The following is a 10,614-nucleotide window of genomic DNA, read 5'->3' on the forward strand; positions in this document are numbered from 1 at the left end:
AGCCCAATCGAATACCGTAAAAGCCTAGGACTTATGACGTAAAAACAGTCCAAGTTTTTGTCCGCATCCCCAATGGGGCAATCCGTCACGAAAATCAACAGCATCCGGGCCCAGAATGGCTGACAGCGCTTCCTGAAAATCCCCGGTCGAGATGCCTTTCAGATAAAGAACAGGCAGCAGCGCATCCAAGCTGATCGAGCGGCGCGCCCATTTCGGCAGTATATTTGAGGTAAAGCGGATCTTTTCTGCCTCACCAGAGGGGGTCTGCCGGTCGCGCACCTTGGGCCGTTGGACATCCAGAGCACCAATCCCCGTCTGGATCTGCCGTTCAGGGCCAAATCATTCGCCAGTGGGCTTGAACCAGTGGCGCCGCACAGTCTCATCGCACAATCCGCTGACGGCCATCCTCCAGTTGTTCATGTGCAAAACTGGCGACGAACGCATCAGCTTCCGCTTTCAACGCTTCTGCCAGCATCCGGCGTGCGCCTTCCCGTGCAAGCTCTGTCAAAGGGTCCGCTACCGATTCCGATTGGCGAAAGGGTAGGCCTCTCGGGCATGGAAACATACCCTGCCAGCTAACAGATCGTTGTATCGTCTTTCATGGCGTATCGCTCCTCGTGAGGTTCTGGCTGGCTTGATCACCTGCCACGATACGCCGCCTTTCAAATCACGCCATCACCCAAATTCCCGCATAGCTCCAGCCCATGGCGGACAACCGCCCGCCGTGGTTTACTTCAATGCAACCCAAACTGATCAGCAGGTGCAGGCAGTAGCTTAAATCGCCCGGAAATCTGTCCAAAGGATGGGGAGTAGCTCACTCACGTCGCTGGCAGAGTAGAGACAAAGCTCCGACCGCTGCGTTTCGGCGAGATCGGTCGTCGCTGGTGAAGGGCCGTGCCACCCCGCACCAAATGGCGCGAGACGGCTGTTGTGGGCTCAGTTGGGCATCTCATCATACTCGATGACGAAGCCTTTGTTATAGCCCGTCGGCATGCCGCGCTCGCCATATTGCGACACGGTGTCCCAATAGTCGCCCCAAGTGGGAACCGGCACGTTCAACTCGCCAAAACCCATGACATTCTGGCGCCCTGCGCCGTTGGGTTGGGTGTTGTCGCGCGGATCGCGGTCGGTGACACCATCGTTCAGGTTCTGCGCCCAGTTGGTATAGGTCCAGTCTTCGCCCGAAACCCATTGCCAACCGTCGACGCTGTCTTCGGCATCAGACACCCGGACGCCGCCCAGGAATGGCCCAATTTTAATGCGATAGTGGCTGTCCGGGGTATAGTCGTCGGGGAACTGCCAGTAATACTTTTCGTCATCCACAAGGCCGAACACAAATGCGTTTTCTTGCGGCGTGGTCAATGACGCCAGATAGCCACCTTCGCTTGCGGCCAAAATGGCAGCTTGAACCCAGCTCACGTTCATGCTTTCGACCAGAACGGCCTCATAGTAATGCATGCCGCCTTCGGGGCGCTCAAAGCTTTGGATCGGATCGCGAGTGTAGATGACGTCATCAGGTAGCGACGCGAAATCCTGAAAGATCGGATAGTTGACAGAAAACGTCGCCGGTCCGACCACCACGTCTTGCATCGTCATTTCGCCCTGCTTAGGAGGCGGGCCAGAGCCGCCTCCCGAACCCGGTTTTGCGCCGCCTTGAGGATACATGCCGGTTTCGGGCATCACGGAGAGATCATAAAAGCCCTCGGCGGGGGTGTAAACCTGTGCGGTGGCCACGGTGGTCGCGAGAGCAGATACAATCGTTGCAGCAACGGCGATCAGGATGTGTCTGGGTGTCATAACGTGTTCCTTTCAGGTCAACGTCGTTCTCAATGTGTTGCAGATCAGCGGCTTTCGGCCTTCAGGTCTTCAACGCGTGCTTCAAGACGGGTCACGATGGCCGCTTCTGCGTCGCTGGCGCCGTCGGCCAGCAGATCGACGGCTTCCAGCGGGTCGACGGCAATATTGTAAAGCTTAGGCTCGGCACCGTCCTCAACGACCAGTTTCCAGTCACCTTCGCGTATCGCCCAGCCAAACACGTCCGCTGGTGCGCTGGGAAGGTCCGAAAAGTGTTCAACATAAGCATCGTCTCGAGGGCCTGACTTGCCATTCACTATCGGCAGGATCGAGATTGAATCTTGTGCCTCGCTTTTGACTCCCGCAAGATCAGCAATGGTGGCGAACAGGTCAGTCGTATTAACTAGGCTTGGGTTGCGACCTTTATCAAAGCTTGGTCCCTGCACGATGAAAGGAATATGCGTTCCACCTTCATAGATGGTGCCCTTGGAACGTCTTGGCCCATAAAATGCGCGCGATACCTGACCTGGGGTGCCATTGTCACCAATGAAAATGACGACGGTGTCTTTACGCACATCCTCGCTGAGTGTGCCAAGTAGCCTTCCAATTTCAGTGTCCATCGCTTCGAGCATCGCGTTGTAATAGGGCAACGGGTTTGCGTCGATCGCCGCCTTATCCGGATTGAGGTCTTTGGCGCTATGCAAATTGCTTGGCGGCACATGAAATGGCGCGTGTGGCGCGTTGTAAGCCAGCCATAAAAACCAAGGGCTTTGTTGTTCGGCGATCCAGCTGATAGACCGGTCAGTCAGTTCAGTCGTGGCATAGTTTTTTATCTGAACTGTCTTGCCATTCTCTACCGCCTGCCAATTGAAATAGTCGGGAACACCTCCTCCGAGCATGCCAAAGTAATCAGAAACGCCGAGCCGATCAGGATGTGTCAGGTCATCGAAAGAACTTGATAAATGCCACTTGCCGATAAGGTTCGATTTGTAGGGCGTGGATGCAAGCACATCAAATAAACTTGTCTCATTATCTGACAGTCCGTTGTCGCCGCCATCTTTCGGAATCGCTGCGCCAACGCCTGTCCTAAATCCATATTTTCCCGTCATGATGGACGCGCGTGTCGGCGAACAGACCGGGGCGGAATAGGCGTTATCAAAGACCAATCCGTTCGCACAGAGCTGTTCTATGTTTGGCATCTTTGCCTGATTTTCGCCCAGTGAGTAGCAATGCGAGGCTTCCACTCCCATGTCGTCGGCGATGATCAGAAGAATATTGGGTTCAGCAAAGGCAGACATCGGGATCAACCCAATTGCGAGTGGTGCAAGGAATGCGCGTTTTTCCAATGTTTTTCCCGATCTGGTTTGGGGCCAAATAGATAAACGGAGCAAGTTACCGTTTCCGTCGTTATAAATTGGCTTTTCTGCTACCCCATGTGCGCATTTACGGCACCTCTCACAGCGCAGCATGGGCTGGGCATTGAAATTGTGAGCAAGACGCGATAGCCCACATTCGTAGCTGGTGCAGTATCCGATGTTTTGGGCTCCGAGCCGGTCTTGGTTGCAATGTTTACCATCGTCCGGTCCGGCCATCCAAGACATTTATCAGTTAGTCGAAATGCCTGCTCCCAGTCTTAATTTTGTAACGGCGCTGGATCACAATCGCAACAATTGAGAAAGCCGCGGTCCTTTTGCCGAGAACGCTGGATGTTTGACCACCGCCCTTCGTTAGCTGTGGTCCTTGTCAAAGGCAACGCGTGCTGCTTCGACCGCGTCCATGTTGTTGTTCGCCCAAAGATAGATCGCTTGAAACGGCGGCAACAAGGTCAGACCCAGCGGAGTCATCTCGTAAAGCACACCCGGCGGCGTGCTTGCGACAACAGTGCGGGCAATAATCCCGTTCCGCTCTAACCGTTTAAGGGTCATTGATAGCGACTTTTGCGAAACCCCTTCCAGCCGCCGTTTCAGATCATTAAAACGGGTACCGCCACCATTCAAGACCGTCATAATCATCATTGACCACTTGTCGGCGACCTGATCGAACAGCAGGCGTGACGGGCAATCGACCGAAAATCTGGACCCGTTGCAGTGGGGTTCTTGCGGCATGGTTTCCTCCGGGTGACTTAGTGCAACTCAAGTGCGCTCTGGACACTTGGTGTTAAGAGTATACCTAAGCCTTCGACACGAAACAAGAGACTTAGGATACGACATGAAAACCGACACACTCTTCCGCCCCTTCTCCCTTAAAGGGATGGAACTGCGCAACCGCATCGTCATGGCCCCCATGACCCGCAGCATGGCCCCTGAAGGCATCCCCGGACAACCGCAGGTGGACTATTACGAACGCCGCGCGGCAGCCGACGTCGGCCTGATCCTGACCGAAGGCACCGTGATCGATCGCCCGGCGTCGCGCAACACGCCCGGCATTCCGTTCTTTCACGGAGACAAGGCGATGGCCGGTTGGACCGATGTCGCCGCGGCAGTGCATGCGGCAGGCGGCAAAATCGCGCCGCAGATTTGGCACACCGGCTCGACTCGCGCCGGTAAGTGGGAGCCGGAGGCCGAAGTCGAAAGCCCGTCCGGCCTCGTCGGTCCGAACGAACCCCGCGGCCGTGCTATGTCTGACTCGGACATTGCAGACACCATCGCGGCCTTCGCATCCTCGGCCAAGCTGGCCCGCGACGCAGGTTTTGACGCGGTCGAGGTGCATGGCGCACATGGCTACCTCATCGACCAATTTTTCTGGTCCGGCACGAACAAGCGCGATGACCGCTGGAACGGCCCCACGATCAAAGAGCGCTCGCGCTTTGCCGCAGAAATCGTGAAAGCGATCCGCGCCGCCGTTGGCCCGGACTTTCCGCTGATCCTGCGCGTTAGCCAATGGAAACAGCAGGACTACACCGCACGGCTGGCTACCACCACGGCAGAGATGACGGACTGGCTTATGCCGTTGGTCGAGGCCGGCGTCGATATGCTGCACTGCTCTCAGCGTCGGTTTTGGGAGCCTGAATTTCCCGAACTCGACGGCACGGACGGTCTGAACTTTGCCGGATGGGCGAAAAAGCTGACCGGCGCCGCGACGATCAGCGTTGGATCGGTTGGCCTAAATTCCGACTTCGGCGGCGCCTTCGCAGGCGAAGGGTCACAGACCACACCGCTCGACCGCCTCATCACCCGGATGGAACGCGATGAGTTCGACCTGATCGCTGTCGGCCGCGCCATCCTTTCGGATGCGCAGTGGGTGCGCAAAGTCCGTAGCGGCCACATGGAAGACCTGCATGGCTTCAAAGCCGAAGATCTGCAGACCCTCTCATAATGTCCTCGGCGGGTCAGCGCGCTTGACCCGTCGTTCGAAACTGCACATGGAATGCCAAGCAAGGTGCTGGGCATTCCATGGAAGCCGGACCCGTTTAGTCGCAGGGAATTGCGAAAAATCCGTCTGGATACAAGCCGGCCAACGCGACCAGTCGAAACGTTTTGGGATCTGTTGGCGAATGAAGGCCGAGAAACCTAGGGTCGGAACTCGCTCGGTTGAGAGAACACAAGACAAGGTAAAAGAAGAAGGCCGCGCCGTTGAGAAGTTCATCCCTGAAGCTTAACCTTCCATTTTGCCGGCTCTCCTCACAAAATGCGTTGGTAGTTCCCTTTTCAAACCCCAAACCATGCTGTCAGCGGTGAAACGCTCCGGCCAATTCAAGCCGCCAACGGCTTATGGCGCAGCGGATTTGTCCATGCCCGACGGCCAGCCGCATCGATCACCGTTACCCGGAGCCAGGGTGATTTTGCGCAACGGTTCAGGTCAATCACCGTGCGGGTCATTGAAAGACCATGCAGCGCTTGGGCGGCTGAGCCGTGGCCCTGCACGATCACCGATACAGCCGCGCTGCTTTCCACGACGACCGAGGTTTCGGTTACGTCGACCCTGTGCAGTTCCGGCCCTTGGCTGGAATAAAAATGCCCTGCTTTTAGGGCAGCAAGCAATGCGTCCGGGGTCAGGCTTTCAGATTTCACCATGACCCAGCCGCCGAAATGGTCGGGTTCGGAAAAATGCGCGTCATCGGTGGCCACTAACGTAAGGTCGCGCCCTTCCGACAACAGCAAATCGGCATATTGGAAACCATCAGGCCGGTCGCAGCCTGTCGCGCAACCGTGGTTGTAAATTTCCACTGCATGGGCGGTGGTTAGACTGCGGGCATCCTGCATCGTCATGCCGGACCATTGTGGATGCGCGATAGCGACGAATGCGCCCGCCTTGACCGCGCGTTCAGCCAGTTCCGGCCCGGTTTCCTGATCTGGCACAGAAACAAACCCAGGCGCGTTTGCGGGCGTGAAGTCGGCGGGCAGGCCCACGGCCAGAATATGCCAAAGCTCACCATTCTGCATTGGACCTGAATGCAGTTCCGCCCCCAGAATGGTCGTAAAATCAGGCGTGCGAAAGCCTGTGGTATCGGCTATTGGGTAGTCATAAAGGCCGATCATATGATCCGTTAGGGCGATGAAATCATAGCCTTCGGCCTTGTAGCGACGGCACACCTCGGCAGGGGACAGCACGCCATCGGACAGGTTGGAATGGGTGTGAAGATTACCACGGTAAAACCGACCGGGCGCAGCGAAGGCAGGCAGGATCATTGGGACACCTCGGGTAAAAGAAGAAGATCATCATGCGCGAACCAGACATCTGCCTGTGCGCCAATAGGGGGAATGGTAACATCGGCGCGGTTGAACATATCGACGCTGATGGATTGGCCAGCGACTTCGACCAGCGCGCGGATGACCGAGCCGAGGAAGTTGCATTGCACCACCCGCCCCGGCAAGAATTGCGTATCGCCAGGTCGGCGGCCCAACGACAATGCCTCGGGCCGCAGGGCAACCGTGATCGGCGTGCCGTTTTCTAATGCGGGCACCTGAAGCCCGCTGATCTCGCTGTTGGCGAAGCGGATGCTATCTGGCCCCGCCACATGCGCGCCAAAAGTGTTCAGCTTGCCGACAAATTCGGCCACGAAACGGGTTGTAGGACGGTTATAAATTTGCGACGGCGTGCCGATCTGATCGGCGCGGCCCTTGTGCATGACGACAACGCGGTCTGATATCGACAGTGCCTCTTCCTGATCATGGGTCACGAATACCGTAGTGATTCCCAATTCGCGTTGAATGCGGCGAATATCATCGCGCAGGCTGGTGCGGATTTGCGCATCCAGTGCCGACAACGGTTCATCTAGCAACAACAGGTTGGGACGAGGTGCCAAAGCGCGGGCCAAAGCGACGCGCTGCTGCTGCCCGCCAGACAGTTGGTAGGGATAGCGATCGGCCAAATGCCCCAGTGCGATCAGGTCCAGCATTTCAGCAACGCGGCGCGCGATTTTAGTGCTGCCCATGCCCGCGATTTTCAGACCAAAGGCTACATTGTCGCGCACCGACATATTGGGAAACAGGGCGTAGGCCTGAAACACCATACCGATCTTGCGACGGCTGGCGGGCAAGCCCGTGACATCCGCCCCGCCGACGCGGATCACCCCGCCTGATGGCGTTTCAAACCCCGCGATCATGCGCAGCACGGTGGTTTTGCCGCAGCCCGATGGCCCAAGGAAAGAGACGAATTCCCCTGGCTCTACCGTCAGATTGAAATCGCGCACGACCGTGTTTGCACCAAAGGATTTAGTGATGCCCGTTAAGGTTAGAAAGCTCATTCTAGCGCCTTTTCGACGGTTTTGGGGCTGCGCCGCTGGAACAGGCGCTGGCCGGGTTTTAGGTTGGCAAACACCTCCATCAGGGCCATGCAGGTCCATGTGAAGGCGAAGGCCATGATTGCAAGGGCGGCGGGCTGATAGGCATAGTCTTGCCCCATCTGCACCAGATACGGGCCAAAGGCTGGGCGGTTTAGCAGGCTGGTGATGACAAATTCGCCTAGCGAAATTGAGAATGTCAAAAATGCACCCGATACAATGGCCGACCGGATATTGGGAAAGATGACAAAGGCGATGGTGCGCAAGCGCGATGCGCCAAGGCTTTCTGCGGCCTCGGTCAGGGTGGCGATGTCAATCGAGGCCATTCCGTTATCAACCGCGCGGTACATATACGGGATGGACAACACTACATAGCCGATGATGAGAAGCGTGTTGGTTCCTGCGTCCGTCATCGTCAGCGGCAGGAAAGAGTTGGTCCCGTAGATGCGGACATAACCAAAGACCAACACGACGGGCGGGATGATAAGCGGCATCAGGCTTAGAAATTCGACCACCGGACGCATTTTCGGCAAGCGCAGCCGCACCCAATAGGCGGTTGGCACGACGATGAGGATGCCCAAAGCGATGGCTAAAAGTGAAGCCACAGCCGAGAAGGAGAGCACGCTGACAAAAAGGTCGCTTTCAAAGACTGATTTATAGGCCTCGAACGACAGTTCGCCACGTTTCATGCGCAAGGAAAAGTTGAAGGTCGCGATCAAAGGGATAATAAAAAAGGCAGCCCCAAGGACGGCGATCACGATTGACAGGATCGGAATGCGGCGGGTCATTTCTGCCACCTTTCGGTCCTGCGGCGCAGGATGAAGTACAGCGAGTTCGAGAGCCCCATCAGCACGATCATCCCCACCGCAAGCGCGTAGCCAAGGTTCGGGTTATAAAGCACGTTGCCGCGAATTTGCTGAAAGAGGAGGATCGGCACGACCGGAAAGTTGGCCGATGTGAGCGCGTAAATCGTAGCCAGCGTGCCAAAGGCATTGGCGAACAGCAGCAAAAAACAGCCCAGCACCGAAGGGGCGAGCAGCGGCAATGCGACCTGCGACAGGTACTGGCGGCGGGTCGCACCAAGGCTTTCCGCAGCCTCACGCCATTCGGGGCGCAGCCCTTCAAGTGCGGGGGTGATCATCAGGATCATCAAGGGCAGCTGAAAATAGAGGTAGGTCAGTGCCAGCCCCCAAAAGGAAAACAGGCTGAACCCTGCGGCATAGAGGTTCACACCAAACAGATCGCGCAACACCAATGTCACCAGCCCCAAGCGGCCCAATGTGGCGATAAAGGCAAAGGCCAGCGGCACGCCCGCAAAGTTCGATGCAACACCCGAAAACGTCATGAACGCGCGGCGCACCCAAGACGGCAGCCCGCCCAAAATCAGCGCATAAGCCAAAATTAGCCCCAAGACGGCCCCCAACCCTGCCGAGGCAAGGCTTAGCCTGATCGACAAGCTGTAAGAGCTGACGATTTCCGGCGCCGAAAGTGCCAGCAAAGTGTCCAGCGAATATTTGCCATCGGGCGTCTGGAAGGCACCGTTAATCAGGTAGAAAACAGGCGCGATCAGGAACATCAGCACGAAAAGCAGAAAGGGAACAAGGCCAAGCCATGACCAATTGAGCGCTGACAAACGGCGCGGCGCGCTGTCAGGGGAAGGAAGCTTTGACACGGGGGAATCCGACTTAAAAAGGAACGAGCGGCAGGAACTTTGCCCCGCCGCCCAAAGGTCAAAGATAGCGGCTTATTGAACGCCCATCTCTGTTGACCAGTTCTCAGCGATGGCGGCTTTCGCCTCACCTTGCTGATCCAAGGTCGGGAACACGGCTTTGGCATAGTTTTCAGCTGGTGGCAGCTTGTCCAACAGATCTTGTGGGATCACGCCGCGTGCGGCCATATCGTTGAACCGGATCGGGTGGCAGTAGCCCGCGAGCCAAAGGTTTTGGCCTTCGTCGGAATAGATGTATTCCATCCAAAGTTTCGCCGCGTTCGGATGGGGCGCATAGGCCGAGATGCCTTGGACGTAAACGCCCGCAACCACGGCATCAGACGGCACCACAACCTCTACCGGCGGGTTGCCAGCAAGGGTGTCGCGCATGGCCAAAAGGTTGTAATCCCAATCAAAATAGATCGGGGTTGTGCCTTGGGCGAGGTTTTGCGAGGTCCCGTTGACTGGCACGTAGTTGCCGCTGTCTTTCAGGCCTTTGAAGTAGCTGATACCCTTGTTCAGCGCATCGGCACCCGCCGCGCCGCCTTGTGCCACGCCTGCGGCATAGACGGTCATCATAGTGCTGTTACCGGTGCGTGGATCGCCAGGGACGGCAACGCCGTTGGCATAGGCCGCATCCATCAAATCGGCAAAGCTGGTGGGGGCATCGGTGTAAATATCCTTGTTAACACCAAAGGCCAGCACGCCATAGTAATCGCCATACCAAAAGCCTTCGTCATCCTTGGCATCTGCGGGGATCGAGTCCCAAACCGAGACTTTGTAAGGCTGCAACAGACCTTCGGCCTTGGCCGCAGGGCCAAAGGACAGTCCTACATCCACAACGTCCGGGGCTTGTGGTCCGGTGTTGCCCTTGTTGGCCTTGATCGCTTCCAACTCATCCGCCGAGCCTGCATTCGGGTTCAACTCGTTCACGTCAATCCCGTATTTCGCCTTAAAGCCTTCGATCACGGCACCGTAGCCACACCAGTTATGCGGCAAAGCGATGGTGGTCAACATGCCTTCGGCCTTTGCCGCAGCGATCAGCTCGGCGCTGGGTTCGGCATAGGCCGTCGACATGGAAAGAGCGGAAACACTGGCCAACAATGGTAGTGCGATAAGTCTAAAGGACGTCATGTTCATTCTCCGGGTATGGGGCAGATGCCCTAGCAAGCAGCAACCTGCAGTGCGCTTTCGATAAGCCGGCGCCGTAACAGAAAATTAACTCTTTCAAGACGTTTATATGACCCAATCGCTATTGCTGATAATTTGCCGACGCGGAGTTGAGGGCCAGTGGACCACCCTATGGGGGCACTTTGAACTGATGCGGTGGATGCCCCCACCCCAACGGCATCAATTGTGCCAAGATGGTTTTATTGCAACCAAGCAGAGG

The 10,614-nt window shown here is 56.8% G+C and carries 9 protein-coding genes and 1 pseudogene; 1 reads left to right on the plus strand and 9 read right to left on the minus strand.

The genetic code is table 11. The annotated features are described in order from the left end of the window. Nucleotides 1–99 precede the first annotated feature (99 nt). The 4 genes and pseudogenes from ACEN2J_RS19685 to ACEN2J_RS19700 all read right to left on the minus strand — a co-directional run. Nucleotides 100–565: pseudogene (locus tag ACEN2J_RS19685) on the minus strand (transposase); the annotation flags it as partial. A gap of 371 nt (nt 566–936) precedes the next feature. Beyond that, on the minus strand, nt 937–1,797 hold the full coding sequence (locus ACEN2J_RS19690) for a hypothetical protein (protein WP_442108311.1): 861 nt from the start codon (nt 1,795–1,797) through the stop codon (nt 937–939). 44 nt (nt 1,798–1,841) lie between these two features. Beyond that, a complete protein-coding gene (locus tag ACEN2J_RS19695) occupies nt 1,842–3,140 on the minus strand; it encodes a sulfatase-like hydrolase/transferase (protein ID WP_442108313.1) in 1,299 nt (432 codons plus the stop codon). Between the two features lie 381 nt (nt 3,141–3,521). Continuing rightward, a complete protein-coding gene (locus ACEN2J_RS19700; protein WP_442108315.1) occupies nt 3,522–3,899 on the minus strand; it encodes a winged helix-turn-helix transcriptional regulator in 378 nt (125 codons plus the stop codon). A gap of 103 nt (nt 3,900–4,002) precedes the next feature. Here ACEN2J_RS19700 and ACEN2J_RS19705 point away from each other — a divergent pair, with 103 nt between their 5' ends. Continuing rightward, on the plus strand, nt 4,003–5,109 hold the full coding sequence (locus tag ACEN2J_RS19705) for an NADH:flavin oxidoreductase (protein WP_442108317.1): 1,107 nt from the start codon (nt 4,003–4,005) through the stop codon (nt 5,107–5,109). 377 nt (nt 5,110–5,486) lie between these two features. Here ACEN2J_RS19705 and ACEN2J_RS19710 read toward each other — a convergent pair whose 3' ends face one another. The 5 genes from ACEN2J_RS19710 to ACEN2J_RS19730 all read right to left on the minus strand — a co-directional run bounded on the left by ACEN2J_RS19710 (nt 5,487) and on the right by ACEN2J_RS19730 (nt 10,358). After that, the gene (locus ACEN2J_RS19710; protein WP_442108319.1) at nt 5,487–6,422 is read right to left on the minus strand and encodes a PHP domain-containing protein; all 936 of its coding nucleotides are present in this window, start codon (nt 6,420–6,422) and stop codon (nt 5,487–5,489) included. Further along, nucleotides 6,419–7,480 (minus strand): ABC transporter ATP-binding protein, encoded by a 1,062-nt coding sequence (locus ACEN2J_RS19715; RefSeq protein ID WP_442108321.1) that lies wholly within the window; start codon nt 7,478–7,480, stop codon nt 6,419–6,421. The genes ACEN2J_RS19710 and ACEN2J_RS19715 overlap by 4 nt, the downstream gene beginning before the upstream one ends. After that, on the minus strand, nt 7,477–8,304 hold the full coding sequence (locus tag ACEN2J_RS19720) for an ABC transporter permease (RefSeq protein WP_442108323.1): 828 nt from the start codon (nt 8,302–8,304) through the stop codon (nt 7,477–7,479). The genes ACEN2J_RS19715 and ACEN2J_RS19720 overlap by 4 nt, the downstream gene beginning before the upstream one ends. Next, complete coding sequence (locus ACEN2J_RS19725) at nt 8,301–9,188, minus strand: ABC transporter permease (protein WP_442108325.1); 888 nt, start codon at nt 9,186–9,188, stop codon at nt 8,301–8,303. Before ACEN2J_RS19725 ends, ACEN2J_RS19720 begins: the two co-directional genes overlap by 4 nt. Before the next feature lie 72 nt (nt 9,189–9,260). Beyond that, nucleotides 9,261–10,358 carry an ABC transporter substrate-binding protein gene (locus ACEN2J_RS19730; RefSeq protein ID WP_442108327.1) on the minus strand — a complete coding sequence of 366 codons (1,098 nt, stop codon included), beginning with the start codon at nt 10,356–10,358 and terminating at the stop codon, nt 9,261–9,263. Nucleotides 10,359–10,614: the final 256 nt, after the last annotated feature.

The sequence above is a fragment of the Pseudorhodobacter sp. W20_MBD10_FR17 genome, from assembly GCF_052119765.1.
Lineage (GTDB): Bacteria > Pseudomonadota > Alphaproteobacteria > Rhodobacterales > Rhodobacteraceae > Pseudorhodobacter.

Coding starts and splice junctions, on each gene's coding strand:
- ACEN2J_RS19690 (WP_442108311.1), bottom strand. CDS start 1,797: ATGACACCCAGACACATCCTGATCGCCGTTGCTGCAACGATTGTATCT.
- ACEN2J_RS19700 (WP_442108315.1), bottom strand. CDS start 3,899: ATGCCGCAAGAACCCCACTGCAACGGGTCCAGATTTTCGGTCGATTGC.
- ACEN2J_RS19705 (WP_442108317.1), top strand. CDS start 4,003: ATGAAAACCGACACACTCTTCCGCCCCTTCTCCCTTAAAGGGATGGAA.
- ACEN2J_RS19710 (WP_442108319.1), bottom strand. CDS start 6,422: ATGATCCTGCCTGCCTTCGCTGCGCCCGGTCGGTTTTACCGTGGTAAT.
- ACEN2J_RS19715 (WP_442108321.1), bottom strand. CDS start 7,480: ATGAGCTTTCTAACCTTAACGGGCATCACTAAATCCTTTGGTGCAAAC.
- ACEN2J_RS19720 (WP_442108323.1), bottom strand. CDS start 8,304: ATGACCCGCCGCATTCCGATCCTGTCAATCGTGATCGCCGTCCTTGGG.
- ACEN2J_RS19730 (WP_442108327.1), bottom strand. CDS start 10,358: ATGACGTCCTTTAGACTTATCGCACTACCATTGTTGGCCAGTGTTTCC.